The 26,042-nt window shown below is 67.8% G+C and carries 27 protein-coding genes, 1 tRNA gene and 1 pseudogene; 22 read left to right on the top strand and 7 right to left on the bottom strand.

The genetic code is table 11. The features are described 5' to 3' along the window. Window positions 1-130: 130 nt before the first annotated feature. The gene (locus ACSNN8_RS24920; protein WP_436651935.1) at window positions 131-406 is read left to right on the top strand and encodes a hypothetical protein; all 276 of its coding nucleotides are present in this window, start codon (window positions 131-133) and stop codon (window positions 404-406) included. On the opposite strand, the gene ACSNN8_RS24915 is transcribed toward ACSNN8_RS24920, so the two are convergent. Continuing rightward, window positions 403-597 carry a hypothetical protein gene (locus ACSNN8_RS24915; protein WP_436651933.1) on the bottom strand — a complete coding sequence of 65 codons (195 nt, stop codon included), beginning with the start codon at window positions 595-597 and terminating at the stop codon, window positions 403-405. The genes ACSNN8_RS24920 and ACSNN8_RS24915 overlap by 4 nt on opposite strands. A 60-nt stretch (window positions 598-657) precedes the next feature. Here ACSNN8_RS24915 and ACSNN8_RS24910 point away from each other — a divergent pair, with 60 nt between their 5' ends. The 6 genes from ACSNN8_RS24910 to ACSNN8_RS24885 all read left to right on the top strand — a co-directional run bounded on the left by ACSNN8_RS24910 (window position 658) and on the right by ACSNN8_RS24885 (window position 5,335). Then, window positions 658-1,074, top strand: a complete 417-nt coding sequence (locus ACSNN8_RS24910) for a PPOX class F420-dependent oxidoreductase (protein ID WP_436651931.1) — start codon at window positions 658-660, stop codon at window positions 1,072-1,074. 129 nt (window positions 1,075-1,203) lie between these two features. Beyond that, entirely contained in the window at window positions 1,204-2,319 is a 1,116-nt protein-coding gene (gene ald / locus ACSNN8_RS24905) for an alanine dehydrogenase (protein WP_436651929.1), read from the top strand. Beyond that, entirely contained in the window at window positions 2,316-3,227 is a 912-nt protein-coding gene (locus tag ACSNN8_RS24900; RefSeq protein WP_436651983.1) for a site-specific tyrosine recombinase XerD, read from the top strand. Before ald ends, ACSNN8_RS24900 begins: the two co-directional genes overlap by 4 nt. 127 nt (window positions 3,228-3,354) lie before the next feature. Then, on the top strand, window positions 3,355-4,287 hold the full coding sequence (locus ACSNN8_RS24895; protein ID WP_436651927.1) for a ParA family protein: 933 nt from the start codon (window positions 3,355-3,357) through the stop codon (window positions 4,285-4,287). Between the two features lie 3 nt (window positions 4,288-4,290). Next, window positions 4,291-4,959 carry a hypothetical protein gene (locus ACSNN8_RS24890; RefSeq protein ID WP_436651925.1) on the top strand — a complete coding sequence of 223 codons (669 nt, stop codon included), beginning with the start codon at window positions 4,291-4,293 and terminating at the stop codon, window positions 4,957-4,959. A 106-nt stretch (window positions 4,960-5,065) separates the two neighbouring features. Continuing rightward, on the top strand, window positions 5,066-5,335 hold the full coding sequence (locus ACSNN8_RS24885; RefSeq protein ID WP_436651924.1) for a hypothetical protein: 270 nt from the start codon (window positions 5,066-5,068) through the stop codon (window positions 5,333-5,335). Here ACSNN8_RS24885 and ACSNN8_RS24880 read toward each other — a convergent pair. Then, entirely contained in the window at window positions 5,280-5,933 is a 654-nt protein-coding gene (locus tag ACSNN8_RS24880) for a class F sortase (protein ID WP_436651982.1), read from the bottom strand. The genes ACSNN8_RS24885 and ACSNN8_RS24880 overlap by 56 nt on opposite strands. 50 nt (window positions 5,934-5,983) lie before the next feature. Further along, window positions 5,984-6,808 carry a DUF4397 domain-containing protein gene (locus ACSNN8_RS24875; protein WP_436651922.1) on the bottom strand — a complete coding sequence of 275 codons (825 nt, stop codon included), beginning with the start codon at window positions 6,806-6,808 and terminating at the stop codon, window positions 5,984-5,986. Between the two features lie 138 nt (window positions 6,809-6,946). Here ACSNN8_RS24875 and ACSNN8_RS24870 point away from each other — a divergent pair, with 138 nt between their 5' ends. The 3 genes from ACSNN8_RS24870 (at window position 6,947) to ACSNN8_RS24860 (ending at window position 8,921) form a co-directional block, all read left to right on the top strand. Beyond that, window positions 6,947-7,525, top strand: coding sequence for an RNA polymerase sigma factor (locus ACSNN8_RS24870; RefSeq protein WP_436651921.1), 579 nt, complete (start codon window positions 6,947-6,949; stop codon window positions 7,523-7,525). Next, complete coding sequence (locus ACSNN8_RS24865) at window positions 7,479-8,186, top strand: anti-sigma factor (RefSeq protein WP_436651920.1); 708 nt, start codon at window positions 7,479-7,481, stop codon at window positions 8,184-8,186. Before ACSNN8_RS24870 ends, ACSNN8_RS24865 begins: the two co-directional genes overlap by 47 nt. Window positions 8,187-8,267: 81 nt before the next feature. Continuing rightward, window positions 8,268-8,921 (top strand): fasciclin domain-containing protein, encoded by a 654-nt coding sequence (locus ACSNN8_RS24860; RefSeq protein WP_436651918.1) that lies wholly within the window; start codon window positions 8,268-8,270, stop codon window positions 8,919-8,921. 91 nt (window positions 8,922-9,012) lie between these two features. Here the strand turns inward: ACSNN8_RS24860 and ACSNN8_RS24855 are convergent, their stop codons facing one another. Then, complete coding sequence (locus ACSNN8_RS24855; RefSeq protein ID WP_436651917.1) at window positions 9,013-9,429, bottom strand: nitroreductase/quinone reductase family protein; 417 nt, start codon at window positions 9,427-9,429, stop codon at window positions 9,013-9,015. A gap of 178 nt (window positions 9,430-9,607) precedes the next feature. On the opposite strand from ACSNN8_RS24855, the gene ACSNN8_RS24850 reads away from it, so the two are divergent. From ACSNN8_RS24850 to ACSNN8_RS24835, 4 genes are read left to right on the top strand one after another with little or no spacing between them, the layout of a single operon-like run. Then, a complete protein-coding gene (locus ACSNN8_RS24850) occupies window positions 9,608-10,744 on the top strand; it encodes a segregation and condensation protein A (RefSeq protein WP_436651916.1) in 1,137 nt (378 codons plus the stop codon). Next, complete coding sequence (gene scpB, locus ACSNN8_RS24845; protein WP_436651914.1) at window positions 10,741-12,342, top strand: SMC-Scp complex subunit ScpB; 1,602 nt, start codon at window positions 10,741-10,743, stop codon at window positions 12,340-12,342. Before ACSNN8_RS24850 ends, scpB begins: the two co-directional genes overlap by 4 nt. Beyond that, window positions 12,329-13,066 (top strand): pseudouridine synthase, encoded by a 738-nt coding sequence (locus ACSNN8_RS24840; protein ID WP_436651912.1) that lies wholly within the window; start codon window positions 12,329-12,331, stop codon window positions 13,064-13,066. Before scpB ends, ACSNN8_RS24840 begins: the two co-directional genes overlap by 14 nt. Window positions 13,067-13,123: 57 nt before the next feature. Further along, window positions 13,124-13,579 carry a DUF4383 domain-containing protein gene (locus ACSNN8_RS24835; RefSeq protein ID WP_436651910.1) on the top strand — a complete coding sequence of 152 codons (456 nt, stop codon included), beginning with the start codon at window positions 13,124-13,126 and terminating at the stop codon, window positions 13,577-13,579. A gap of 169 nt (window positions 13,580-13,748) precedes the next feature. Here ACSNN8_RS24835 and ACSNN8_RS24830 read toward each other — a convergent pair whose 3' ends face one another. Then, window positions 13,749-13,994, bottom strand: coding sequence for a hypothetical protein (locus tag ACSNN8_RS24830; protein WP_436651909.1), 246 nt, complete (start codon window positions 13,992-13,994; stop codon window positions 13,749-13,751). Between the two features lie 1,066 nt (window positions 13,995-15,060). On the opposite strand from ACSNN8_RS24830, the gene ACSNN8_RS24825 reads away from it, so the two are divergent. Beyond that, entirely contained in the window at window positions 15,061-15,339 is a 279-nt protein-coding gene (locus tag ACSNN8_RS24825; protein WP_436651907.1) for a hypothetical protein, read from the top strand. Between the two features lie 486 nt (window positions 15,340-15,825). Next, window positions 15,826-16,197 carry a DUF4267 domain-containing protein gene (locus tag ACSNN8_RS24820; protein ID WP_436651906.1) on the top strand — a complete coding sequence of 124 codons (372 nt, stop codon included), beginning with the start codon at window positions 15,826-15,828 and terminating at the stop codon, window positions 16,195-16,197. Window positions 16,198-16,217: 20 nt separating this feature from the next. On the opposite strand, the gene ACSNN8_RS24815 is transcribed toward ACSNN8_RS24820, so the two are convergent. After that, window positions 16,218-16,877 carry an enoyl-CoA hydratase-related protein gene (locus ACSNN8_RS24815; RefSeq protein WP_436651904.1) on the bottom strand — a complete coding sequence of 220 codons (660 nt, stop codon included), beginning with the start codon at window positions 16,875-16,877 and terminating at the stop codon, window positions 16,218-16,220. Window positions 16,878-16,984: 107 nt separating this feature from the next. Between ACSNN8_RS24815 and cmk the strand changes: the two genes are divergently transcribed. The 3 genes from cmk (at window position 16,985) to ACSNN8_RS24800 (ending at window position 19,172) form a co-directional block, all read left to right on the top strand. Beyond that, window positions 16,985-17,665: a (d)CMP kinase gene (gene cmk / locus ACSNN8_RS24810; RefSeq protein WP_436651902.1), complete on the top strand. Its 681-nt coding sequence runs from the start codon at window positions 16,985-16,987 to the stop codon at window positions 17,663-17,665. Beyond that, on the top strand, window positions 17,662-19,047 hold the full coding sequence (der, locus tag ACSNN8_RS24805; RefSeq protein ID WP_436651900.1) for a ribosome biogenesis GTPase Der: 1,386 nt from the start codon (window positions 17,662-17,664) through the stop codon (window positions 19,045-19,047). Before cmk ends, der begins: the two co-directional genes overlap by 4 nt. Window positions 19,048-19,098: 51 nt before the next feature. After that, window positions 19,099-19,172, top strand: a tRNA-Pro gene (locus ACSNN8_RS24800). Window positions 19,173-19,352: 180 nt separating this feature from the next. Here the strand turns inward: ACSNN8_RS24800 and ACSNN8_RS24795 are convergent. After that, window positions 19,353-19,455, bottom strand: a pseudogene (locus ACSNN8_RS24795) (site-specific integrase); the annotation flags it as partial. Between the two features lie 32 nt (window positions 19,456-19,487). Here ACSNN8_RS24795 and ACSNN8_RS24790 point away from each other — a divergent pair. From ACSNN8_RS24790 to ACSNN8_RS24780, 3 genes are all read left to right on the top strand, one after another. Further along, window positions 19,488-20,171, top strand: a complete 684-nt coding sequence (locus ACSNN8_RS24790; protein ID WP_436651898.1) for an AAA family ATPase — start codon at window positions 19,488-19,490, stop codon at window positions 20,169-20,171. A gap of 793 nt (window positions 20,172-20,964) precedes the next feature. Further along, complete coding sequence (locus tag ACSNN8_RS24785; RefSeq protein WP_436651896.1) at window positions 20,965-22,758, top strand: GmrSD restriction endonuclease domain-containing protein; 1,794 nt, start codon at window positions 20,965-20,967, stop codon at window positions 22,756-22,758. Window positions 22,759-23,290: 532 nt separating this feature from the next. After that, the gene (locus ACSNN8_RS24780) at window positions 23,291-26,035 is read left to right on the top strand and encodes an ATP-dependent helicase (RefSeq protein ID WP_436651894.1); all 2,745 of its coding nucleotides are present in this window, start codon (window positions 23,291-23,293) and stop codon (window positions 26,033-26,035) included. Window positions 26,036-26,042: the final 7 nt, after the last annotated feature.

Genomic DNA, 26,042 nt, shown 5'->3' with positions numbered 1-26,042 from the left:
CGGATGTGCCCGCCGGCGCCGGTCGTCAGGCTGGGCACCATGAGCCTTCTCGCCGTCGCCGTCGCCGTCACCGCAGCGTCGCTGGTGGCAGGGCGTGACCGGGGCCGCGACTCCGCCTACCGTTGACGGCATGAAGCTGTTCCGCCGCGACGCCGGTCCGGGCACCTCGGAGCACAACCTCCACGTGCTGCGCGACGAGGTGACCCGGCTCGGCGCGGACCTCGGGGTGGCGCCGGACGACCTGCTGGCGTTCGAGCCGCGCGACGGCAAGCCGTTCGTCGTCGTGGACGCCGACGGGCTGTTCCACTGGCGGCTGACCGAGGGCGGCCGCGTGCTCGAGGACCGTACGACAACCGCCCGTCGGGATGTCATCGCCTGGACGGCCGGCGCGTGGCGGACGGGCTAGCGGTCCGCGGGGTTCGGCGGGGGCTCGGCGATCTGGTTGCCGGCGTCGTCGACCAGGCCGGGCGCCATGCTGCCGCCGTGCGCCTGCTCCTCGGGCCGGGCGCGCTCGGCGGGCGACGCCTTGCCGTCGGCGGATCCGGGGCCGTCCTCGGACACGTACTCCTCGTACTGCTCGGTGCGGTCATCGCTCATGATCCGGCTATACCCCACCGGGCTTGACTTCAACGTCGGTTCAAGTCGCAGGGTGGTCGGATGACCTTCACCGAGGCCGAACGGGCCTACCTCGCCTCGCAGCACCTGGGCCGGCTGGCCACCCTGCGCCCCGACGGCACCCTGCAGAACAGCCCGGTCGGCTTCCGCCACAACGAGGCCACCGGCACGATCGACATCGCCGGCCACAACATGGCGGCCAGCCGCAAGTACCGCAACGTCGCCGCGACCGGCCAGGTCGCCTTCGTCGTCGACGACATCTCCTCGACAAGCCCGTGGCGGGTCCGCTGCCTCGAGATCCGCGGCACCGCCGAGGCCCTCGACGCGCCCGCCGACTCCGGCTACGGCACTCCCGGCCCGATCATCCGGATCCACCCGCGCCGCATCCTGAGCTTCGGCCTGGACGAGCCCGACACCGAACCGCACGCGCTGACGCTCAACAGCCGCACCGTGTCCTGAAGCCCCCGCACGGTGAGCCAGTAAGAGGATCATCCGCGCGGTGGGCGGAGTAGTCTGCGGCGGGGCGGGCCGGGCACCCCGGCCGCTACGGGACGTCACTCAGCGTTGAGAAAGGACGGTGTCGGCTCAATGAAGGTCGGCATTCCCAGTGAGGTCAAGAACAACGAGTTCCGGGTGGCCATCACGCCCGCCGGGGTGTACGAGTTCCGGCGCGCGGGGCACGAGGTCTATGTGCAGGCGGGCGCGGGCGCGGGGTCGTCGATCACCGATGGTGACTACGTGGCGGCCGGGGCGACGATCCTCGACGAGGCGGACGACGTGTGGGGCACGGCCGACCTCGTCCTCAAGGTCAAGGAGCCGATCGCGGAGGAGTACCCGCGGATGCGGCCCGGGCAGGTGCTCTTCACCTACCTGCACCTCGCCGCGTCCAAGGAGTGCACCGACGCGCTCATCGACCGCAAGGTGACCGGCATCGCGTACGAGACGGTCGAACTGCCGGACCGCTCGCTGCCGCTGCTGGCCCCGATGAGCGAGGTCGCGGGGCGCCTCGCGCCGCAGGTGGGGGCGTACCACATGATGCGCTCGGGCGGCGGGCGCGGCGTGCTCATGGGCGGCGTGCCGGGCGTCTACGCGGCGAAGGTCGTGGTCATCGGCGCCGGCGTCTCGGGCATGAATGCGGCGGCGATCGCGCTGGGCATGCAGGCCGAGATCCTGGTGCTGGACCGCAACATCGCGCGGCTGCGGGCGGCCGACGCCGACTACCGCGGTCACCTGCAGACGGTGGCCTCCAACGCGTACGAGATCGAGAAGGCGGTCCTGGACGCGGACCTGGTGATCGGCGCGGTGCTGATCCCCGGGGCCAAGGCGCCCAACCTGGTCTCCAACGAGCTCGTGTCGCGGATGAAGCCGGGCAGCGTGCTCGTCGACATCTCGATCGACCAGGGCGGCTGCTTCGAGGACTCGCGCCCCACCACGCACGCCGACCCGGTCTACAAGGTGCACGAGTCGCTGTTCTACTGCGTCGCGAACATGCCGGGCGCGGTGCCGCACACCAGCACCTACGCACTGACCAACGTCACCCTGCCGTACGCCCTGGAACTGGCCAACCTCGGCTGGCGCGACGCGCTGAAGGCCGACCCGGCGCTGGCTCTCGGCCTGAACACGCACGACGGGCACGTCACCTACGGACCGGTCGCGGAGGCGCACGGCATGCGGGCCCTCACCCTCGACGAGGTGCTCAACTGACGGTGCAGCGCGTCATCACGGCCTACCTCGACCACCTGACCGTCGAGCGTGGGCTGTCGCGCAACACCCTCGCGTCGTACCGCGGGGACCTGGAACGGTATGCGCAGGCGCTCGCCGCGGCCGGGATCGACGATCTCGCCGCAGTGGGCGCCGCGCAGATCACCGAGCATCTGGCCACGCTGCGCGCCGAGGGCCTGGCTGCCTCGTCGGCGGCGCGGGCGATCAGCGCGGTCCGCGGGCTGCACCGGTTCGCCGCCCGCGAGGGGCTGGTGGCGGCCGACGTGTCCGCGGACGTGCGCCCGCCGTCACCGGCCAAGCGGCTGCCCAAGGCGCTCGACGTCGACCAGGTGACCCGGCTGCTGGCCGTGCCCGACGACACCCCGCTCGGGCTGCGCGACAAGGCCCTGCTGGAGTTCCTGTACGGCACCGGGGCGCGCATCTCCGAGGCGGTCGGCGCGGCCATCGACGACCTCGAGCTGGGCGACGAGCCGGCCGCGATCCTGCACGGCAAGGGCGGGCGCACCCGGCTGGTGCCGGTGGGCGGCTATGCCAAGGCCGCGCTGGGGGCCTATCTCGTACGGGGAAGGCCCGCGCTCGCCGCGAACGGCCAGGGCACGCCCGCCGTCTTCCTCAACGCGCGCGGCGGCCGGCTGTCGCGGCAGAGCGCGTGGACGATCCTGCGGCGCGCGGCCGAGGCGGCGGGGCTGCCCGTGGAGGGGCCGCACGCGGTGAGCCCGCACACGTTGCGCCACTCGTACGCCACCCACCTGCTCGACGGCGGCGCCGACGTGCGGGTCGTGCAGGAGTTGCTCGGGCACGCGTCGGTGACCACGACGCAGATCTACACACTGGTCACGGTGGACCGACTTCGCGAGGTGTACGCGACCGCTCACCCGCGCGCTCGTTAGAAGCTTGCGCACCCATAGATGGCGACACGCCGAAGGCTGACCCTCCGATCGACGACGCGCGTGGCGTACAGTCGGGCATCGGCTCCACCTCGTACGAGGCTGCACGAGTCGGAAGGGGGCGAGGGTCATGGCAGGAAGCGGCGATCGGGCGGAGGCCTGGACCTCGGTGCTCCGCGAGCAGCAGGGCTCCATGGACCTGGGCGCCGACCTCGGCCCGGCCGACCCGACGGCGTACACGATGCGCCGTCCGATCCCCGAGCCGATGCCCACCGACCGGCACGGACCCGCGCGGATCATCGCCCTGGCGAACCAGAAGGGCGGCGTCGGCAAGACGACGACCACGATCAACCTCGGCGCGGCCCTGGCCGAGTACGGCCGCAAGGTGCTGCTGGTCGACTTCGACCCGCAGGGCGCCTGCTCCGTGGGTCTCGGGGTGAACCCGCACAACCTCGACCTGAGCATCTACAACCTGCTCATGCAGGACGACGTCACCGCCGAGGACGTCATCATCAAGACCGACGTCGCCGGCCTGCACCTGCTGCCCGCCAACATCGACCTGTCGGCCGCCGAGATCCAGCTGGTCAACGAGGTCGCGCGCGAGATGGCGCTGGCCCGGGTGCTGCGCTCGGTCCGCAAGGAGTACGACTTCATCCTGATCGACTGCCAGCCCTCGCTGGGCCTGCTGGCGATCAACGCGCTGACCATCGCGCACGGCGTGCTCATCCCGCTGGAGTGCGAGTTCTTCTCGCTGCGCGGCGTGGCGCTGCTGCTCGACACCATCGACAAGGTGCGCGAGCGGCTCAACTTCGACCTCGAGCTCGAGGGCATCCTCGCCACCATGTACGACTCCCGCACCACCCACTGCCGCCAGGTGCTGCAGCGGGTGGTCGAGGCGTTCGGCGACAAGGTGTACCAGACCGTCATCACCAAGACGGTCAAGTTCCCCGAGTCCACCGTGGCCGGCGCGCCGATCCTGACGCTCGACCCCGCGTCCTCGGGCGCCCGCAACTACCGCCAGCTCGCCCGCGAGGTCATCGCCGCCAAGGCCGAGCGCGGCTGACCCTTGCTCTACGCGCTCGGTGAGCCGGTGGCGTTCTGCGCCCTGGTCGTCTCGTTCCTGCTCGCGCTGGTGCTGCGCGCCTTCGCCATCCGGCTGACCGCGCGCAGCCTGGGCCTGGCCGACCGGCGCGAGTCGATCACACCCCGGCTGCGCGAGGACGTCGACCCGTTCGGCGCCGTGGCGGCCGCGATCGGCGGCATGGGCTGGGGCCGGATGATCTCCGTGGACGAGATCCCGCGCTACCGCGGACGGGCCCGGGCCATCGCGGTGTTCGCGGCCGGGCCACTGGTGTGCATCGTGGTGTCGCAACTGCTCCTGCTGGCGTACGCCCTGACGTACCCGGAGAACGTTCTGTCGTTCATCGGACCGGCGGACGTCCTGCTCGGCATCGGGCTGCCGATCGGGCACCAGGTGCTGCTGTCGCTCGCGGTCGGGCTGCTCTGCTTCGGCCTGCTCGAGCTGATCCCGATCCCGCCGCTCGACGGCTTCGGCATCCTCTACAACGCCGTGAGAAAGCCTGGTCAGGGCCTGCAGTGGATGCGGCTGTGGTTCGAGGACAAGAACGTCGGCGTGCTGGTGCTGCTGATCCTCTGCATCTTCCCGTTCGGCACGCCGTTCCTGCTGCAGATCCTCAACGGGCTCGGCCTGGTGTTCGTCCGCGTCTGGGGGTAACCCCCGAATTCGTGCCTCCGGGAGAAACCTGGAGGCGATCTGTGGCGCGGCAGGCGCACTCTGAGGGTGTTCCTCACTCAAGGCTCTTCCACCGGAGTTGATCGAGATGCGTAACCAGTTGCTCGCCGCCCGCGCCGCCGCCCTGTTCGCCAGCGACCTGCCGTCCGGCTCGCGCCCCAGCCCCGACCTGGTCGAGGCAGCCATCGCCCGTACGGTGCGCCTCAGCGGCGGCACCCGCGGATGCGTCGCCGCCCTCGCCGCCGCCTACGGCGACTACCCCGAGTCCGCATGCGTGCGCATGCGCTGGGCGCGCAGCGTCGTCATGAACGTGTACGACCTGAAGGGAGCACCGGCCGAGATGGCCCTGGCCGCGTGACCGCGGTGACCACCACGTTGTCGCGGTAGTGCCCGGTCGCGGCGTCGAACGGGCCGCCGCACGTGATGAGCGTCAGCCGCACCGCGCCGTCGCGGGCGAAGTACCTCTCGAGCGGGATCGCGGTCTTGCGGAACCGCTCGCGGGCCAAGACCTCGAACGACCGGGCCCGCCCGTCCGCGGCGGTCAGCGTCACGACGTCGCCGGCCTCGAGCGAACCCAGCCGGAAGAACGCGCCCTCGCCCTCGGCCGCGCTGTCGACGTGGCCCGCAATCACGATCGAGCCGGTGCGGGCGGCGAAGCCGGGACCGTAGCGGTACCAGCCGACCCGGTCGACGCTGGGCGGGACGGCGAAGTCGCCGGTCCGCGGGTCGATGCCCACGGCCTCGACGGACGCGTCCAGGTCCAGCGCGGGGATGCGCAGGCGAGCCGGTGCGTCGGCGCCGGTGCGGGCGGGCAGCCGGCCGTCGTCGACGCGGACGCGTACGGCAGCCGCCGCTGAGGCCGGTGCGGCGCTCACCGGGGTGCCGAAGTCGGCCGCGGGCCGCGACCGCCACACGACGGCGCCGGCGGTGGCGGCGAGGACGGCGCCGACGAGCATGAGGAGCAGGGCGCGCCCCGGCCGAGGCCGGGGCGCGCTGTCGTGCGTGCTCATCGGCGGGCGGCGACCAACCGGAAGGCGCCCAGCAGGACGAGCAGGATGCCGGCCCCGCCGAGGCCGTACCAGGGCAGCGACGCTCCCCGGTCGGCGCGGCCACCGCTGCCGCCGGGCACGCCGCCCGGCGCCGAGTGCAGGCCGTCGATCGTCTGGGACACGATGTCCAGCGTCTTGTCCTCGGCCGACCCGACGGCGTACACGATGGTCGCGGCGCCCTCGGCGAGGTTCAGCTCGGCCGGGCCGAGCACCCGGGTCTGCGTGCCGGCGAGCACCACGTCGGCCGAGACGCTGCCCGCGTCCAGGTCCGCCTTGCCCTCCTTGCCGTTGGTCACGTCCTCGAAGACGGGCTTTCCGCCGGCCCGGATGTCGACCGCCGGAGCCGCGGCGGTGTGCCGCACGATCAGCCGGGTCTTGCCGGGGGCGAGCCTGCTGGTGTCGTTGGCGAACGGGGTCAGGGCCGGGTCGCCGCCCTCGTTGAGGTGGGCCACCAGGCTGATGCTCGCGTCGCTCGGGATCTCGGCGTCGTCGACGGTCAGCAGCGCGTTGCCGATCGCGTCGCCGGGCTTGGTGAGCGCGATGTCGTACTGCCCGGTGGGCAGGCTGAGCGGGCCGGCGACCTTGCCGGGCTGGAAGCCGGGGATGCTCCGCTCGCCGTTGACGTAGACGTCCACCGGCTGCCCGGGGATGCCGTGCACCACGTACACCTGCGAATTCGCCCGGGCGGACGCGGGCCCGGGGGTGAACGCGCCGGCGGTGCCGAAGGCGATGAGCGCGACCGCGCCGACCGTGGCCGCGCGGCGGAGGTTCTTCTGTGCCATCGATGCTCCTCGTCGGGGTTGACCTACGCCCGGTCCTTCGCCGCGGCCCCGCCGGATGGATGCACGGAATTTGGATGCATCCATCCGGGCCTCCGGCTCCGAATGACTCGGGAGAACCCCTGCGCGGGAGGGAGGTCGATGAGCTCCGACGACGAGCTCGCCGAGCGTTTACGCGGCGGCGACGAGAAGGCATTGCGAACGGCGTACGAAAGACATGGAGCAGCAGTGTTGTATCTGGCTCAGCGTCTGCTGGGCAACCGGGCGGACGCGGAGGACGTCACCCAGCTGACCTTCGTGGCGGCGTGGACCGGGCGCGACGGGTTCGACCCGCAGCGCGGCACCATGCTGGGCTGGCTGCTGGGGATAGCCCGGCGCAAGGCGGTCGACCGGATGCGGTCGGCGGCCCGCGACGACCGGGTGACCGAGACCGTACGGGCCCAGGTGGCGCCGCCGGACGGCACCGAGACACCCGAGCGGGTCTGCGACCGGCTGGTCGTCGCCGACGAGCTCGGCCGGCTGCCGGAGGAGCAGCGCCGCACCCTGGAGCTGGCGTTCTTCGACGACCTGACCCACCCCCAGATAGCGGCCGTCACCGGGCTCCCGCTCGGTACGGTCAAGAGCCATATCCGGCGGGGAATGGCGAACCTGCGACGTCGTTGGGAGGTGGACGGTGCAGCATTTGGATCCCGATCGGCTGGTCCTACTCGCGCTCTCTGAACAACCCGAGCTGGGCGAGACCGACCACCTGGACGAGTGCGCCGGCTGCCGGCACGACCTGCAGACGCTGCGCGACGTCGCCGGGCTCGGCGCCGAGGGCCAGGACCTGCAGGACCTGCCCGCGCCGCCCGAACGGGTCTGGCGGGCGATCGAGGCTGAGATCGCCTCTCCGGTCGCCCCGGTCGTCGACCTGGCTGATCGCCGTGTGAAGGCGCCCCGGGCCCGTCGGCGCTGGCTGATGCCGGCGATCGCCGCGGCCGCCGCGGCAGTGGTCGCGGTCGCGGGCACGGTGGCCGTCGACCGGGTGCTCGAGCGTCCCGCGACCGAGCCGGTCACGGCGCGGGCGACGCTGAAGCCGCTGTCCACAGTGCCGGCCGACGCGAGCGGGAACGTACGGGTGCTGGCCGACGGGCAGCTGGAGATCGACGTGCGCAACCTGCCGTTGACGACCGGCTTCCACGAGGTGTGGCTGATCGACCCGGACGACACGACCAAGATGGTGGCGCTGGGCAACCTCACCGACCGGCCGGACGTGATGCTGCCGGTGCCCGCGGGCACCGACCTGAACCGCTACCGGCTGGTCGACGTCAGCGACGAACCGCACGACGGCGACGCGGCGCACTCGGGCCGCAGCCTGCTGCGCGGAACTTTGACGTCCTAGGTGCATCCACGGGGGCCCTTCCCGGCGAAGGACGGGATGGTGGCGGAGCTGCCACCATCCCGTACCGGAAAGGACGCACAGATGAGGACCATCCGACTCGGCAAGCGGGCCGCAGCCGTGGCCACCGCCGCTATCGTCGCCTCGGCCCTGACCGCAGCGCCGGCCGCCGCGCACGGAAAGACCAAGCCGCTGGGCACGAAGTCGCTCGCCGCGGTGCTGACCGCCGACAAGAGCGGGTTCGACCACAACGGCCACGACTACGACATCCTCACCGCCGCGGTGCTCGCCGTGCTCAAGGCCAAGCCGGCCAGCCCCGTCGGCGTGCTGACCGACGGCAAGAAGCCGCTGACCGCCTTCGTCCCGAACGACCGCGCGTTCCAGATCCTGGTCGCCGACCTGCAGAAGACCAAGCGGCTGCCGAGCGAGAAGCAGGCGTTCACCGCCGTGGCCGGGCTCGGCATCAACACCGTCGAGGCCGTCCTGCTCTACCACGTGGTGCCCGGCGCCACGATCACCAAGAAGACCGCCCTCAAGTCGGACGGGGCCCGCCTCAAGACGGCGGCCGGCGCGAAGGTGAAGGTCGACGTCTACGGCTACTGGCACAAGAGGGTCAAGCTGATCGACGCCGACCGCAACGACCGCGACCCGCGGATCATCCGGTTCGACATCAACAAGGGCAACCGCCAGATCGCCCACGGCATCGACCGGGTGCTGCGCCCGAGCGACCTTCCCTGATCCACCGCGTACGGACGATGGGGCAGCCCGTGGGCTGCCCCATTTCCGTTTGTCAGCGAACGTTCCTGTTGTCAGCGGGCGGTTTCCGTTGTCAGCGGGCGGTGATGACGGCGACCGGGAACTTGCGGTCGGTCTTGGTCTCGTAGTCGGCGGCGTCGGGCCAGTAGGCCTTCCACAGGCCGTACAGGCGCTCCCAGTCGTCGTCGCGGCCCGGGCGGACGACGCGGTGGTCGGCCTGGAGGGTCTCGGTGCCCAGCTCGATCGTCACGGGGCCGTCGAGGGCCTCGAGGTTGGCGACCCACTGCGGGTCGGAGGGCGCGCCGCCGCCGCTGCCGCAGACGATGTACGAGCCGCCCTCCGGCAGGGCGACGAGCGGGTTGATGGTGACCTTGCCGGACTTGCGGCCGGGGGTGTGCAGCAGGAGCGTGGTCTTGCCCTCCCAGTGGCCGCCCAGCACCCCGTCGTTGGCTCGGAACTGCTCGATGATCTGATCGTTGAACGAAGCCATGATCCCCAGATTAGTTGACGTGCGTAGTTCCTAGGTGGACGGTGTGATCCAGGCTACGTCCGAATAGCGGCTTTCAGGGCAGTCACCCCGTACGGACTCCGGCGTTGATCACCGTGAGCGATGGGAGTGACCTGTGACGCGGGAGCAGGTTGTCGGTGCCGTGGTCTACGGTCAGCACGTGCCTGAAGAGTCGACCCCTCCGCCCGCTGCCGATCCGCCCCTCGCCGAGGAAGAAGTGGCCGCGGCGGTGGCCGGCGTCGTGGAAGACGTGGCGGTCGCCGCCGACGGCGTCGCCGTGGACGCCGACGGCGACCCGGTCGACGACCCCGGCAGGTTCCTGGTCCGGCTCGACAACTTCACCGGCCCGTTCGACCTGCTGCTCCAGCTGATCGGCAAGCACAAGCTCGACGTCACCGAGGTCGCGCTGCACCAGGTCACCGACGACTTCATCGCGTACATCCGGGCGATGGGCGACGACTGGGACCTCGGCGAGGCCAGCGAGTTCCTGCTGGTGGCGGCCACGCTGCTCGACCTCAAGGCGGCCCGGCTGCTGCCCGCCGCCGAGGTCGAGGACGAGGAGGACCTCGCGCTGCTCGAGGCACGCGACCTGCTGTTCGCCCGCCTGCTGCAATACAAGGCGTACAAGGAGGCCGCGGCGCACATCATGGAGCTCGAGGCCACCGGCATGCGCCGCTGGCCGCGGGCGGTCTCCATGGAGCCGCGGTACGCCGAGGCGCTGCCCGACCTCGTGCTCGGCATCGGCCCCGAGCGGCTGTTCAAGCTGGCGCTCAAGCAGTTCGCCCCCAAGCCCGGCCCGCCCCAGGTGTCGATCGCGCACATCCACCAGGTGCGGGTCAGCGTCCGCGAACATGCCGCCCTGCTGCGCGACCGCCTGCGGCGCGCCGGGCAAGCTACGTTCACGCTGCTCGTGGCCGACTGCGAGAACACGCTCGAGGTGGTCGCCCGGTTCCTGGCCCTGCTGGAGCTCTACCGCGAGGGCCTGGTCGACTTCGACCAGCCGGTGTCCCTCGACGAGCTGACCGTACGCTGGATCGGCGGCGACGCGGCCGATGCCGAGCTCGACATCGACGACTACGAGGGCACCAAGCCCACCCCAGACCCCGACGCTGCCTACGATGCGGATCCCGCGCCGGCCGCCGTCGAGCTGGAACAGCCTGACGGTCCTGCCGAGGGCGAGCTCCGCGACCTTGCCGAATCCTCCGAGCTCGTCGACCTGTCCGACGTCGGGCGTGATGGCGGCCGGGCCAGGCATGATGATCTTGACGACGTGGACGACGCGGAGGAGCAGGCGTGAGCAACGACGAGCAGTCGGAATCACTTGCGGCGCAGGCTGCTGCCTGGGTGCCGCCGTGGGAGCGGGCGTCGCGGCCTCCGGATCGGGCATATCAGGCGCAGGCGGAGGAGGAAGCGCGGGCCGCCGCCGCTTCTGCCGAGGCCGAGACCTGGGACGAGGGGGACGGCGCTCGCGCTGGGGATGCCGAGCTGGATGACATTCGCGGGGGCGCGAATGACGGCCGCTCGCGGATCGAGGCACGCGCGGACCAGGCGGACCCGGGGGACGATGGTGCCGGCGCCGGTCAGGGGCCGGGGGACGGGGACTTGCTGGACGAGGCCGGGCTTGCGGACGACGACGACTTCGATCCGGCGTTCGAGGGGCCGGCGCTCGGCTCGCCGGAGGACGAGGGCGTCGGGGTCGACGCGCCGGTGGGGGACGGGGAGCAGGAGCCGGTCGAGGTGACGCCGGGCCCGGAACTGCCGGTGCCGGATGCGATCGAGGAAGCGGCCGAGACGGCGAACGACGACGAGCCAGGCATCCCGGTGGACGCGCCGCTGCCCCCGGACGGCGACGACGCGGGCGACGTGTTCGACGCGGCGGCCGACGACGACGTCAGCGACGACGGCGAGGTGGACCTGCCGTTCGCCGACGAGGTTCCGGCCACGGACCGTGACGACGAAGACCCGCCCGCCTACGAGGACGACTTCGCTGACGACGACGAAGCCGCTGACGACGCCGACGCCGCTATCGCCGAGCATGATGCCGACGCCGCCAGCGCCGAGCACGCCGCTGACGACGACGCTAGCGCCGAGCACGATGCCGACGCCGCGCACGCTGCCGACGCCGCGCACGCTGCCGACGCCGCGCACGCCGCTGACGCCGCGCACGCCGCTGAAGCTGACGTCGACGAGGCTGCCGACGGCGGCGACGATGCCGTGCAGGCGGCCGCTGCTGCGCCGGTCGGTCGGGGCGCGGTGGTGCCCGGGCAGCAACGCCGCGAGGGTGAGCCCTACGGGACGGCGGTGGCTGAGGATCGTACGGCGGAAGTCTTTGATCTGCCGGGGTTGACCGACGACGCCGAGCTGGCGGGGGCGTTGGAGGCGATCATGCTGGTGGTGGACGAGCCGGTGGGGGAGCTGCAGCTCGCGCAGATCCTCGAGCAGCCGACCGAGCGCGTGGCGCGGATGCTCGACAACCTGTCGGCGCGGTACACGGCGGCGGGGCACGGGTTCGACCTGCGGCGCGTCGCGGGTGGGTGGCGTCTCTACACGCGGCCGGAATACGCGGCGTACGTGGAAAGGTTCGTTCTCGACGGGCAGTCCGTGCGGCTGACCCAGGCCGCGCTCGAGACACTGGCTGTGGTCGCGTACAAGCAGCCGGTGACCCGCTCGCGGATCAGCGCCATCCGCGGTGTGAACTGCGACGGCGTCATGCGTACGCTTGTCACCCGCGGCCTGATCGAGGAATGCGGCACCGAGAGCGAAACCGGGGCACACCTGTATCGCACGACCGGGCTGTTCCTCGAGAAGCTCGGCCTCAACTCGGTCGACCAGCTGCCGCCGCTCGCCCCGTTCCTGCCCGACGACGTGGAAGAAGTGCTCGATGCCTCAGGCTGACACCGCCGAACGCCTCCAGAAAGTCCTGGCGGCGGCCGGTGTTGGATCCCGCCGCGCCTGCGAAGACCTGATCTTCCGCCGGCGCGTGACGGTCAACGGCAAGGTCGCCAAGCTCGGCGACAAGGTCGACCCGGCCACCGCCGAGATCCTGGTCGACGGGCAGCGGGTGATCACCGACACCAAGCTCGTCTACCTGGCGCTCAACAAGCCGCGCGGCGTCGTGTCGACGCTCGACGACGAGAAGGGCCGCAGCGAGCTCGCGGACTTCGTCGGCCAGTTCGACGTGCGGCTGCACCACGTGGGCCGGCTCGACGCCGACTCCGAGGGCCTGCTGCTGATCACCAACGACGGCGAGCTCACCAACAAGCTCACCCATCCGCGGTACGGGATCCAGAAGACGTACCTCGCCGAAGTGATCAACGGTCCGCTGCCGCGCAACGTCGGCCGTCAGCTGCTGTCCGGCGTCGAACTGGAGGACGGCCCGGCCAAGGCGGACGCGTTCAAGCTGGTCGGCGCGCTCGGCAAGACCGCGCAGGTGGAGATCACCCTGCACGAGGGCCGCAAGCACATCGTCCGCCGCATGATGGAGGCGGTCGGGCACCCGGTGAGCCGGCTGATCCGTACGGCGGTCGGCCCGGTGCGCCTCGGCGACCTGCGTCCGGGTGGCTTCCGTCACCTCTCGAACGCGGAGATCGCGGCCCTGTTCAAGGCGGCCGGCGACTGACGTTTGTCGCTGCCTGCGCCGGGAATGCGCACGGTCTCATAGGAGAGGACCGTTCTCATGGTTACCCACTCGGCGGCCGGCGGCGTAGCAGGCGTACGCAGCCCAGTCCGTACCGCGGCGCTGGTTGTCAGCGTCGTTTTCCTGCTCGTCGGCGTGGCCGGTTTCATCCCCGGCATCACCACCAACTACAGCGACCTGACCTTCGCCGGGCACCACTCGGACGCGCAGCTGCTCGGCGTGTTCCAGGTGTCCGTGCTCCATAACATCGTGCACGTGCTGTTCGGCGTGGCCGGCCTGCTGCTGGCCCGCACCGCCCCGGGCGCGCGCAACTTCCTCATCGGCGGCGGGGCCGTCTATCTGGTGCTCTGGCTCTACGGGCTGGTCATCGGGCAGAACAGCGCCGCGAACTTCGTGCCGGTGAACACCGCGGACGACTGGCTGCACTTCTTCCTCGGCGTTGGCATGATCGCCCTCGGCCTGCTCACCTCCCGGCGGGCCGCGCCCGCCCGCTGATCACGCGAAAGTGGCCCGAAGCGTGTTCTACGCTTCGGGCCACTTTTCTTTGTTTGTCTTGCCTTCGGTTTCACGCGTTGTCGCCGGCTACGGCGCGCTTTTGCGTGTTGTTGCTTGCCTTGATAGCGCTCGTTGTCGCCGGCTTCGGCGCGCTTTTCCCTGTTGTTGCTCAGTCCGGTCGGTAGTTCGGCGAGTCGCCGGAGGTCGCCCGCGTGTTGTAGCCCGCGCGGTCGACCTCCGCCGGCTGCGGCCCCTCGTCCTGGGTGCCGCGCTTGTCCTCCGGCGCCAGGTCGCCCTGGTCGTCCTCCTCGAACTCGACGGACCGACCGGGCGGTTGCAGCGACGCCTCGTAGGCCGTCGTGCCGTCCGGCTCGTCGGTCGGGTGTATGTCGATGCGGTGCGGTTGCTCGGTCATGACCACCGGATTCCCGCCTGACCCGCGGACAAACCGGTCGGCCGAGCGAACCGCCCCGGCCGGGGCCGACCGTTCCAGCCGGGGCGGACCGTTCTCTAGTCTTAGGCCGATAACTTCAGCGGTGGCTGACCTTTTCAGCCGTGGGCGGACCGTTCCAGCCCAAGCCGGATCTCTTCAGGGGTGGCGGGCCTTTATAGCCGTGGGCGGTCCGTTCTCTGGCCTTAGGTGGATCTCTTCAGCGGTGGCGGGCCTTTGTAGCCGTGGGCGGTCCGTTCTCTGGCCTTAGGTGGATCTCTTCAGCGGTGGCGGGCCTTTGTAGCCGTGGGCGGTCCGTTCTCTGGCCTCAGGCGGATCTCTTCAGCGGTGGCGGACCTTTGCAGCCGTGGGAGGACCGTTGCAGCCCTAGGCTGACCCTCTTCAGCGGTGGGCGGCCCTTTCGGTCGTAGGCGGACCGTTCCAGTCCTGGGGCGGACATCTTCAGTTGAAGGCGGACCATTCCAGCCTTCGGCAGACCTCTTCAGTCGTGGGCAGACCTTTTCGGCCGTGCACAGACCTTTTCAGCCGTGGGGCAGACCGTGCCAGCTCTAGGCAGAGCTCTTCAGCCGTGGGCAGACCATTCCAGCCCTAGGCAGATCCTCTTCAGCGGTGGGGCGGACCTTGCAGCCGTGGGCGGATCGCTCCAGTCCTGGACGGACCCACTTCAGCGGTGGGACGGACCGCAGCCTGGGTGGACCGCTCCAGGCTAGGCAAACCCCACTTCAGCGCTGGGGCGGATCGCGCAGCCGTGGGCGGATCGCTCCAGTCCCAGACGTACCCACTTGCGGTGGGGCGGATCGCGCAGCCGTGGGCGGACCGTCCCAGCCCTTGGCAGACCTCTTCAGTTGTGGGCAGACCATTCCAGCCCTAGGCAGATCCTCTTCAGCCGTGGACGGACCTTGCAGCCGTGGGCGCGCCGGAACCAGCCGTGGGCGCGCCGGAACCAGCCGTGGGTAGCCGAATCGGTGAGGCGACCGGCCGACTGCGGACGCAACGGTGTAATCGGTCGCCGGCTGGGCATGCGGGCTGCATGAACGCTGTCGCCGCGTCGAGTGAGTGGATCGGGTCGGACGGGGTGCGGCAGCCGGGCGGCGAGGTGCACGCCTGGCGGCAGGGCACCAACCAGACCGTGTGCGGGCTGCAACTCAGCCGTACGCGTTTGCGCCGATTCCCGCACGTTCCTTTCGACTTCCGCGCTACCGACCAGGTGACGCCCCAGGACGAGGTGCGCTACATCTGCGAGCGGTGCGTGAAGGCCACGTCCCGGCGCGGGGAGCGGAACTGGACGCGGGTCTCGCCCCGTCCGTGAGGTCCACGCCGCGCAGCGCGAGAAGCGGCTGACACGATGGCGTCCTTCCTCCTGAGGTAGCTGCAGAGAACGGGCCTTCTGAGCTACCTGCAGACAACGGGCCTTCTGAGGTGGCTGCAGAGAACGGGCCTTCTGAGCTAGCTGCAGACAGCGGGCCTTCTGAAGTAGCTGCAGAGAACGTGCCTGCTCGGCGGCAGGCCGTTGCGCGCTTGGTGATGGTCGAGGCCGACGGCCCGGTGCCGATACCCGAGGGCTTCGTCTACCCCGACCCTGGCCCCGCTCGTCTACAAGCTCCTGGTCACCGTGCCCGCCGCTCGACCCTTGGTCACTTGCCGTGCCGCCGCGATGATTAGCCGCTTGCGTTCGACCTGTTCACCGCCGATGTGATCGTGCAGACACGGCCGCTTCCTAGCAGCGCTAGCCGATCTATCGGCGATCTGTTAGCGTCGTTCTTGTTCCTAGCGATGCTAGATCTAAGGATGCTCCGTGTTCACTGTCATTGCCTATGGGCTCGCCATCGTTGTCATCGCTCTCGTGGCCCTCATCGGCCTGCGATTCCTGCTCGCCCCGCGTACCGCGGCCGTCGGCTACGGGGTTTCCGCGAAGGAGAACGGCGACTCCGCGTACCTGACCATCAAGGGACTGCGCGACTTCACGCTCAGCCTCCTCGGCGCGGCGCTGCTGGCGTTCTCGGGCCCGCACGCCGCCGGCTGGTACATGCTCGTCGGCGCCATCATCCCGCTGGGCGACGTGCTGATCGTCCTGCGGCACGGCGGATCCAGGGCCGTGGCATTCGGCATCCACTTCGCCACCGCTGTCGTCCTGTTGATCAGCGCCGCCCTGCTGTTCGCGCTCTGATGCACAGGGCGGACCAGTCGTCAGTCGAGCGCGCGCAGTGCCTCGACCACGGGGGCGTACAGACGGGATTTGATCGTCTCGAGCGTCGGCCCGGCCTTGGCGACGTGGGCGGCGGCGAGCTCGATCGACGCGGTGAGCACCTCGGACTCGCTCACCGCGCGGTCGACGATCTGCCGGGCGTACGCCTCCTCGCCCCCGAAGCGGCGGGCCGTGACCATGGCTTCGTGCGCGGTCTGCGGGGTCAGCCGGGACTGGATGAGCGCCGACATGCCCGGCGTGAACGGAATGTTGATGTCCGCCTCGGGCAGGCACCAGAAACCGCGATCAGCACGCATCACTCGGCAATCGTGCGCAAGCGAGAGCATGGCACCCGCGGCGAACGTGTGGCCCTGCAGTGCGGCAACAGTGAAGAACGGCAGCGTGAGCACGCGGGCGAGCAGCGCCTGCACGCGTACGCCGTACGCGGGAAATTGATCGGGATTTTCGAAGAGCCACTCGAGATCCAGGCCGTTCGACCAGATCTTCCCCGTCGCCGCGGTCACCAGGGCCTTGTCCCCGTCGGACTTCTCCACCTCGTCGAGCAGCGACTCGACCTGCGACAGCCAGTCGGGGTGGAAGCGGTTCTCGCCGTCGCCGAGATCCAGAACGAAGACGGCGTCGCGGCGCTCGAGCGTGGGCATGACGGCTCCCTCCGGTTACTTGCCGGTAACATACCCTAGTTCGTCGCCCCACGGCGCTACGGGCACAATGAGAGGGGTCAGTCGGGCGGGCGAACTCGGGAGGAACGGTGGCGGAAGAAGTACGGCCGGAGAAGTGTGTGGTCGCGGTCGACGGCCCCTCCGGTTCCGGCAAGTCCACCGTGTCGCGGCGGCTGGCCACCCGGCTGGACGGCGTCTACCTGGACACCGGCGCGATGTACCGCGCTGTGACCTGGGCGGTCCTGCAGGGCGGCGCCGACCTCAACGACCCCGACGCGATCGCGAAGATCGCGCTGGAGACCGAGCTGTCGATCGGTACGGACCCGGCGGCTCCGCACTTCGCGGCCAACGGCGTGAACGTCGACGCGCCGATCCGCGGGGCCGAGGTCACGCAGGCCGTGTCCGCGGTTGCCGCCGTGCCCGCCGTACGCAAGCATCTCGTCGCCCTGCAGCAGGCGATCATCGCCGGACACCCGCGTATCGTTGTGGAGGGCCGCGACATCGCGTCGGTGGTCGCCCCCGACGCCACGCTCAAGGTCTACCTGACCGCTTCGTCGGCAGCCCGCGCCCAGCGGCGCAGCGCCGAGGACGCCGCCGACGTCTCGGCCACCGAGGCCGACCTGGCCCGGCGCGACAAGCTCGACTCGTCACGCGCGACCGACCCGCTGCGGCAGGCCTCGGACGCCATCGAGGTCGACACCACCGGCATCGGCATCGACGAGGTGGTCACATACCTCTGGAATCTTTTGAACAGCAAGGTGAGTAAGTGAGCGACGTTCCCGCTTTTGCGGTCGCCGACGAGGAGGTCGCCGGCCCGGTGCCGGTGGTCGCCGTGGTCGGCCGTCCCAACGTGGGCAAGTCCACCCTGGTGAACCGCATCATCGGCCGGCGTCAGGCCGTCGTCGAGGACGTTCCCGGCGTGACCCGCGACCGCGTGCCGTACGACGCCCAGTGGAACGGGCGCCACTTCACGGTCGTCGACACCGGCGGCTGGGAGCCCGACGCGCGCGACCGCGCCGCCGCCATCGCCAACCAGGCCGAGATCGCCGTGCAGACCGCGGACGTCGTCGTGTTCGTCGTGGACGTCACCGTCGGCGCCACCGACGTCGACGAGGCCGCGGTCAAGATGCTGCGCCGCTCGCACAAGCCGGTCATCCTGGTCGCCAACAAGGCCGACAACGCCTCGCTCGAGATGGAGGCCGTGTCGCTGTGGTCGCTGGGCCTCGGCGAACCGCACCCCATCTCTGCCCTGCACGGGCGCAGCTCCGGCGACCTGCTCGACGACATCCTCGCCGCCCTGCCCGAGCCGCCGCCGATCGTTGAGGGCGGCCCCCGCGGTCCTCGCCGCGTCGCCCTGGTCGGCCGTCCCAACGTCGGCAAGTCGTCGCTGCTCAACCGCGTCTCCAAGGAGGAACGCGCCGTCGTCGACTCGGTCGCCGGCACGACGGTCGACCCCGTCGACAGCCTCGTCGAGATGGACGGCGAGCTCTGGCAGTTCGTCGACACCGCCGGCCTGCGCAAACGGGTCAACCAGGCTTCCGGCACGGAGTACTACGCGTCGCTGCGCACCGCCGGCGCGGTCGAGGCGGCCGAGGTCGCGGTCGTCCTGCTCGACTCCTCCGAGGTCATCTCGGAACAGGACCAGCGCGTCCTGTCCCAGGTCGTCGAGGCCGGCAAGGCCCTGGTCATCGCCTTCAACAAGTGGGACCTGGTCGACGCCGACCGCCGGATCTTCCTCGACAAGGAGATCGAGCGCGAGCTCAAGCGCATCCCGTGGGCCGTGCGCGTCAACATCTCCGCCAAGACCGGCCGCGCTGTCGACAAGCTGGCTCCCGCGCTGCGCCGCGCATTGGCGTCGTGGGAGCAGCGCATCCCCACCGGCGCGCTCAACCAGTGGCTGACCGCGCTGACCCAGGCCACCCCCCATCCCGTACGGGGCGGGCGTGCGCCGCGCATCCTGTTCGCCACCCAGGCCGGCGTCGCCCCGCCCCGGTTCGTGCTCTTCACGACCGGCCCGCTCGACGCCGGGTACCTGCGGTTCATCGAGCGCAAGCTGCGCGAGGAGTTCGGGTTCGAGGGTTCGCCCATCGAGCTGTCCGTCAAGCCCCGCAAGAAGACCGGCCCGGGGGGTCGGGGCAAGGCCCACGGGTAGGGCTTGGTAAGCTTTCCTCTGTTGCCGCGCGGTGTTCGTGCCGGGCGGCGGCGGGCTGTAGCGCAGCTTGGTAGCGCACTTGACTGGGGGTCAAGGGGTCGCAGGTTCAAATCCTGTCAGCCCGACGATCAAGAAGGCCGTTTACTGGAGTGTTTGCCCTGGTAAACGGCCTTCTCTTTGTTTTCCTTGATCTTCAAATCCCTACTTGCTTATGGGTTTTTGGGGACCGTTTAGGGATCGGACGACACATTCGCGGACGCCTTGACTCTCGTTTGTCCTGGTCAGACGGCCCGTAGCCGGGGGACCGGCTAGCCAGGTCAGGCCGGTGTGCCGCAGGTCGTGGCGTCGCAGGTGCTCGTAACCCAGCTCGGTGACCACCTCATCCCAGTGCGTGGCGTCCCGCGCGATGGGATGTCAGCGTTTTCACCATCACGGAGGCAATGGTTCTATCCGCGGAGGGCCTAGTCGAGAGCCAATCGCGTTCAAAGCGAGTGGTGCGCGCACCGGAGCAGCCAAGGCCGCGGCCCCAAATTCGCCTTCGTAGTCCGCAGGTGCTTGTGGTGGGTGGCTACGCAGGGAGTGGCAAGACAGAGTTGGGGCGTATCCTCGCTCGGCAAACGGGATGGCCGATGTTAGACAAGGACAAACTTACAAGGCCAGATCTTGAAGCTGCTTTGGAGCTAATCGGCCTTTCTCCGCATGACCGTGAATCGGAGACGTATCTATCATCAATGCGTCCGCGCGAATATGAAGCGCTAATGGCTGCTGCCAATGAGAACGTGTCATGCGGAAATAGTGCAATCCTCGCTGCGCCCTTCATTCGTGAATTCAAGGACACAGCGTGGCTCGACCGTACGGAAGCGGCCTTTGCCGCTCTGAACGCACAGGTTTCGGTGGTGTGGGTCTACTGCGATGCCGACTCAATGCATGGCTACGTAAGGCATCGCGGCGCGGCGAGTGACGGCTTCGAGCTGAACGATTGGGATACCTACCTCAGAGCTATCGACCTAGACTCCCGTCCGCCAGTACCCCATACCGTCATCAACAACTGCACGTCAAGCACGCCGCTGCAAAAGCAAGCCGCGGACTTCTTAGCCGGCATCACGGGTGGCGAGAGCGCGTGAGTGTCGGTGTCATCATGTACGGCCCGCCAGCGTCGGGAAAGGACACGGTCACACAAGCACTGGCGAAGTTGATTCGTGACTATTTGCAATTTCAGCGCCTCAAGGCTGGCGATGGCCGAACCGAGGGATATCGCATGACTAGTGCGCAGCAAATCGCCAGGCTTCGTGAGGCGGGGAATGCATATGGGAAAACGAGCGATATGGTGCAACGTACGTAGTGGATCGCTCTTTTCTGGCAGGTCAGCTATCCCGCGGGGTGCCGGTTCTTCATTTGGGCAGCCGGGGCAATCTCTGCGATCCGCAGCGCATTTCCTGATGTGAAGTGGGTCATTGCATACCTGTGGTGTTCGCGTGAGGTCGCCGAGGCGCGCGTGGTCGCCCGTGCCACAGGGGACTCCGTCGCCAGGATGGAAGCGTGGGATGCGACTGAGCTCATCGCCGCAGACCTCTCGATCGACACGAGGACCATCAGCGCCGATGCCGCGGCCGGCCTAATCCATGAGGCCGCAACGCGCCTATAGTCGGCGGGGTGTCACTGGTGTCACTGGTGTCACCGGATGGCATCTCACCTGCAGAAACGTTGAGTGACACGTTGTGCCGATGTCACTCAAGAGCGGGGACCACGGCCCTTGGGAGCCCATACGCCATGCGCGGCAGTGCGCGGAACCGCACTACCTATGGTCAGGTCGTGCGCAACCCGCCCGCTCATCGAGGGGCGCTCAAGGGCGAACAACCTCTGAAGCTGCCGAGCCGGGTAGAGTCGCCTTGATTACCTGGATGAAGGGGCACAGGCGTGGCCGAGCTGAGTAGCAACCTGATCGTTCGTGGCGAGAATATCCAGACGCTCTATAACGGCTACGTCAGTAACTCGTTCGTTGTAAACCGGCGTTACCAGCGTAAGTTGGTGTGGGTTACTCCGGAGAAGCAAGCTTTTATCGACTCTCTCCGCCGTCAACTGCCCGTGCCGTTGGTACTCACCGCCGAGCGTGTCTCGGATGGGCAAGCTGTATTGGAAATTATCGACGGGCTGCAGAGGCTAAACGCAGTCTTTTCCTTCATCGAGAATGCGTTTGATCTCGATGGTTTTTTCTTCGATCTTGAAACTCTGGCTGAGACCAAGTTGCGTCGGGATAGCGGCCAGTTGGTCCAGCGCGAGCCCAGGATGTCCCGAATCGACTGCGTGCGCATTGCGAACTACGTGCTTCCTATGTCGACGTACCGCGCGCCTAGCGAATCGTTGGTTGAGGAAGTCTTCCGCCGTATCAACTCGAACGGCCGATACCTATCTCGCCAAGAGATCAGGCAGGCAGGGGCGGTATCTAACTTTGCTGACTTGGTCAGGGAAGTGTCGTCGTTCATTCGGGGAGACGCTTCCATTCGGGATCTGGTCAAGCTCACGGCTATGCCGGCCATTAGTATTTCAAGCGATAAAGATTCCCGAGGAATCTTCATTGATGACGTCTTCTGGGTCCACCACAGGATTCTTGAGAAGGATCAGGTGCGTGAATCACGCGATGAAGAAATCGTTGCGGACTTGCTTGCCACCATGGTCCTTGACGTAACGCCTCGGTACCACTCTGAAGCGTTGGATTCATACTACGGGTTGGGCCCGTCAGATACCGACCGGCGTAACGAGCGTATCGAGTCGGCCGTTCAGCGCGATGATCCGGAACTTGTGCGTCAGCGCTTCGAGTATGTGCACGGTGTGCTAGAAGAAATTCTTGCTGCAGCGAAGAAGACTTTCGTGCAATTGGTCTTCAAGTCGCCGAGGCAGCGAGTCCCGCGCTACTATGAAGCGATCTTCCTCGCGCTCTATCAGTTGCTTATTAAAGAAAATCGACAAATCACCAACATGCCGCAGGTCGTCAAGTCCTTGGATGGATCCGGCGACAGGGTGCTGAACATTACCGGTGGCGGCGGGACATGGTCGGCTGAGAATAAGAGAATCAACATTGCGGCGGTTTCGGACTTGCTCCGGGACCACACGGCTCTTGCGGGCGAGTCGCGCGACCTGCTCCTAGAGCCGAACGAATCCAAGATCGATCGCCTGCTTGCAGCGGCTGTCGCCGAGCAGGGTTTGTTTGAGTTGAAGCAGGGCTTGCATAACCTAGATGCGGCGGCCGATCTCAATGCGAGGTTGCTTGATCGAGTTTTGCAAACCGCTTCTGCCATTGCGAATGAAGGACTCAACACGGCTGGGTATATCATCATTGGCATCTCAGACGACAAAGATGACGCGGAGCGTGCTAGGCAAGTCCATGGGACGCCGCTCCTTGCGCGACACGGTTTCTTCATCACTGGTGTGGACAATGAACTGCCCAAGCACGGCGGGACCATTGACGGATATCTAACATTCTTGACGGAAAAGATTAAGAATTCCACGCTGGATCCGGAGCTGGCAGCCAACATCGTTAGAATGATGAGGCCGGCACGTTATCACGGCAGGCTGGTTATCTTGATGCCTGTTCATGCTATCGGCCGGCCTGTTACTTATTCCGATAAGTGGTTCGAGCGTCAGGGCCCCAGTACACGGGAAGTGCCACCCCGTGAGGTGGGACGCCTCTTCGCGCGCTTCCCAACTACCTAGCCACTCACGGGGCTCCGGGACCACCTGGGGACCACACGGTATGTACGCGGGTGCGTGGTCCTGACACTCGACAGTTGCGTGAACGCTGCGCACCGCGCTTGACGTGCGGCAACATCAACCCCAACGGCCTGGGGGTCAAGGGGTCGTAGGTTCAAATCCCGTCAGCCCGACCGCGTTATCAAGCCGCTGATGAGGACGAAAGTCCTGGTCAGCGGCTTTTTCTTATGGATGGATATCGCTCGACGAGATTACGTTAATGTCTCTTGTGGTTGCAGGCGTGGTCACAGGCTCGAGGAGGCGTGGTCACATGGGTGACGGACAAAACCCATCAAGCCACCTGCTGGTCTATATCTACGCGGCAGCTTTGCGAGCTTTGCTCTCATCGCATTTGATTGATTTGAGTGTGCTGTCTGTGGCGTCTGGTGATGCCGTGTCCTAACGAAGACGCCGACACGCCTTAGATGGCGCGCCGGGTTGCCGAACCGAAGGTGCGGCTAGGACTACGCTGTGCGACACCGAGAGGTAGGTGTGGATGTCTTCGCCCAACGCAATCCCACAGCTCACCGGCATGGCGCTCGCCGCCGTTCAACACCGTGGGAGTCACCTGCAGATCATCGCTTCGGCCGGGTCAGGCAAGACCGAGGTGGTCTCCCAGCGCGTTGTGGATCTGCTTGCGGACGGTGTCGATCCCGAGGGCATCGTAGCGTTCACCTTCACCGAGCGGGCGGCCAAGGAGCTGAAGACTCGCATCGTTCAGCGAGTCGAGGGCCGGCTCGGTCGAGGAGTAGTCGATCGGCTCAACGGCTTGTTCGTGGGCACGATCCACGCCTTCTGCTTTCGCCTGCTTCAGCAGCGAGTACCGCGCTTTGAAACCTATGACGTGCTGGACGACAACCAGCTCACGGCCTTTCTGGCCCGGGAGGCGAACCGACTCAACATCCGGACGCTGGACGCGGGCTACCGGCTGTTCGCCTCGATAGAGGCGTTCGGCAAGGGCGTTGACGTGGTGGAGAACGAACTGCTCGACCCGGCATCGATACCCGAACCGCTTGGGCCGATACTGCGCGACTACTACGCGACCCTCGAGCGGTACCGACTTCTGACCTATGGCCAGCAGGTTGTCCAGGCCGTGCGCCAACTCGAACGGCCGGAATTCGCGGCCGAGATCCATGCGACGCTCCGTCACCTGATCGTGGATGAGTACCAGGACGTCAACCCCGCTCAGGAGCGCCTCATCGAGCTTCTCACCGGCCCTCGGGTCGAACTGTGCGTAGTCGGAGACGACCAACAGGCCATCTATCAGTGGCGAGGCTCAGACGTGGCGAACATCGTTACGTTCGCCGACCGCTATCCGAACGTGTCGACTTTCGAGATTACGGTGAACCGGCGCAGTCGGCCCCAGATCATCGCCACAGCCAATCGGTTCGCGCAGACGATTCCGGACCGCATCGACAAGGAGATGCTTCCGTATCGCGAATCCGGGACCGTTCCGGAGTCTGAAGTGGCCGTCTGGTGTGGCTCCGATGAGGAAGAAGAAGCCGGCTGGATCACGTCCTACATCCTCGATCTGGTCGAGCGGGGGCTGCGGTACCGCGATATCGCCGTGCTCGTGCGCAGTCGGGCCGCCTATGGCCGCCTGGTCGAGCAGCTCGCGACGTTCGGCATTCCCGTTCAACCCGGTGGACGATCTGGTCTGTTCGAGATGCCGGAAGCGCGCGTGCTGGGCCGCGTGTTCGCCTGGCTGACCGACACCCATTGGCGGGACTACCGCCAGGCACCGCAACCAGTCACCGACGCGGCCCTCTTTGGCGAGCTGACTCAGGTCTTTGAGCTGGACGCCGTACGACGAGCTGCGGCCATTCGCTTGCTGCGCGAGTGGAAGACGTTTGTACCGAGAGAGACGCGAACCGCCAACCTGGTGGGGGAACTCTATGAGCTGTTCGAGGAGTTGGGCGTACGCCATTGGGATTTGAACGAGCCTGGGGTAATTAACCGGCTCGGTACGTTGGCTCGGGTCTCTGCATTGCTCGCTGACTACGAGTCGGTGCGCCGGCGAGCTCGGCCGGACGCGGACGCTCTTGGCGAACAGGTGGGTGGACAGGATCGTGGCACCTGGTACTACCGGAACCTGGCGCTGCACATCATCAACTACGCCCAGAATGCGTACGAGGGCTTCGACGGTGAGGGTGACTTCACGCTCGATGCGATCGACCTGACGACGGTGCATCGGGCGAAAGGTCTCGAGTGGCCAGTTGTCTTCGTGCCATCGATGACCAAGGGTCGTTTCCCGTCTTCGCGCACCGGGAAGCCGCAAGAGTGGCTTGTACCACGGACGATGTTCGACGCAGCCCGCTACGAAGGATCCGACGCCGACGAGCGGCGGCTATTCTATGTTGCTATGACCCGGGCGCGCGACTGGCTTTCTGTCTCCCGGCACGAGCGCGTAACGACACGGCGAGTTGCGCGAAGCCCGTATCACCAGGAGATCTCTCCTGTTGAGGTTAAGCCAGACGATGTCGGCTTCCCGTCGATCGAGCGAAGGGGATCCGACAGCGATGAGGCCATCACCCTGACTTACAGCCAGATGGCGGCGTTCATGGATTGTGGGCAGGCATTCCGGCTGCGCGAGTTGATCGGCTTCCAGCCGCGGCTGGCGCCCGAGCTCGGTTACGGCAAGGCGGTACACCACGTCTTGCGGTCGGTGGCCGAGTCGACGAAGGTGTCCGGGAAGGTTCCGTCGCCCGCGGAGATCGATGCGCTTCTCGACGCCAGCTTTTTCTTGCCCACCGCCAACAAGGCTGCACATCGGCAGCTGAAAGACGCCGCTCGACGGCTTGTCGGCACCTACACCGACAAGTATGCGAGCGATCTGCACCGCGTGTGGGAGACGGAACGGCCGTTCGAGCTGCACCTTGACGGCGTGATCGTGGCCGGCCGAGCGGATGTGATTCTGGACCTCGAAGGCGGCGTCACTGAGGCGTTGGCGATCGTCGATTACAAGACCTCAATGTCCGGCGACCACGAGCAGCATGCACTTCAACTGCAGGTGTACGCCGATGCCGGGCGTCGAGAGGGACTGGACCTGCGAGCTGCGTACGTGCACGACCTCAAACATGCAACGCGCATGCCGATCGAGGTGGACGCCGGGGCGATTGCGCGAGCGGAGGCGACGGTCACCGAAGCGGCTGAGCGCGTCAAGGCGCGTGACTATCGGCCCAATCCCGGCGCGCGATGCCGCGGATGCGAGGTACGAACAATCTGCGGCTCCGCGCGCTGACTGGCCG

Origin of the sequence: Actinoplanes sp. URMC 104 (assembly GCF_051386375.1) — a bacterium.
Taxonomy (GTDB): Bacteria; Actinomycetota; Actinomycetes; order Mycobacteriales; family Micromonosporaceae; genus Actinoplanes.
This window is presented reverse-complemented; position numbering and strand designations above follow the sequence as displayed.

Coding starts and splice junctions, on each gene's coding strand:
- ACSNN8_RS24920 (WP_436651935.1), top strand. CDS start 131: ATGAAGCTGTTCCGCCGCGACGCCGGTCCGGGCACCTCGGAGCACAAC.
- ACSNN8_RS24915 (WP_436651933.1), bottom strand. CDS start 597: ATGAGCGATGACCGCACCGAGCAGTACGAGGAGTACGTGTCCGAGGAC.
- ACSNN8_RS24910 (WP_436651931.1), top strand. CDS start 658: ATGACCTTCACCGAGGCCGAACGGGCCTACCTCGCCTCGCAGCACCTG.
- ald (WP_436651929.1), top strand. CDS start 1,204: ATGAAGGTCGGCATTCCCAGTGAGGTCAAGAACAACGAGTTCCGGGTG.
- ACSNN8_RS24895 (WP_436651927.1), top strand. CDS start 3,355: ATGGCAGGAAGCGGCGATCGGGCGGAGGCCTGGACCTCGGTGCTCCGC.
- ACSNN8_RS24885 (WP_436651924.1), top strand. CDS start 5,066: ATGCGTAACCAGTTGCTCGCCGCCCGCGCCGCCGCCCTGTTCGCCAGC.
- ACSNN8_RS24880 (WP_436651982.1), bottom strand. CDS start 5,933: ATGCTCGTCGGCGCCGTCCTCGCCGCCACCGCCGGCGCCGTCGTGTGG.
- ACSNN8_RS24875 (WP_436651922.1), bottom strand. CDS start 6,808: ATGGCACAGAAGAACCTCCGCCGCGCGGCCACGGTCGGCGCGGTCGCG.
- ACSNN8_RS24870 (WP_436651921.1), top strand. CDS start 6,947: ATGAGCTCCGACGACGAGCTCGCCGAGCGTTTACGCGGCGGCGACGAG.
- ACSNN8_RS24860 (WP_436651918.1), top strand. CDS start 8,268: ATGAGGACCATCCGACTCGGCAAGCGGGCCGCAGCCGTGGCCACCGCC.
- ACSNN8_RS24855 (WP_436651917.1), bottom strand. CDS start 9,429: ATGGCTTCGTTCAACGATCAGATCATCGAGCAGTTCCGAGCCAACGAC.
- ACSNN8_RS24840 (WP_436651912.1), top strand. CDS start 12,329: ATGCCTCAGGCTGACACCGCCGAACGCCTCCAGAAAGTCCTGGCGGCG.
- ACSNN8_RS24835 (WP_436651910.1), top strand. CDS start 13,124: ATGGTTACCCACTCGGCGGCCGGCGGCGTAGCAGGCGTACGCAGCCCA.
- ACSNN8_RS24830 (WP_436651909.1), bottom strand. CDS start 13,994: ATGACCGAGCAACCGCACCGCATCGACATACACCCGACCGACGAGCCG.
- ACSNN8_RS24825 (WP_436651907.1), top strand. CDS start 15,061: ATGAACGCTGTCGCCGCGTCGAGTGAGTGGATCGGGTCGGACGGGGTG.
- ACSNN8_RS24815 (WP_436651904.1), bottom strand. CDS start 16,877: ATGCCCACGCTCGAGCGCCGCGACGCCGTCTTCGTTCTGGATCTCGGC.
- ACSNN8_RS24790 (WP_436651898.1), top strand. CDS start 19,488: ATGGTTCTATCCGCGGAGGGCCTAGTCGAGAGCCAATCGCGTTCAAAG.
- ACSNN8_RS24780 (WP_436651894.1), top strand. CDS start 23,291: ATGTCTTCGCCCAACGCAATCCCACAGCTCACCGGCATGGCGCTCGCC.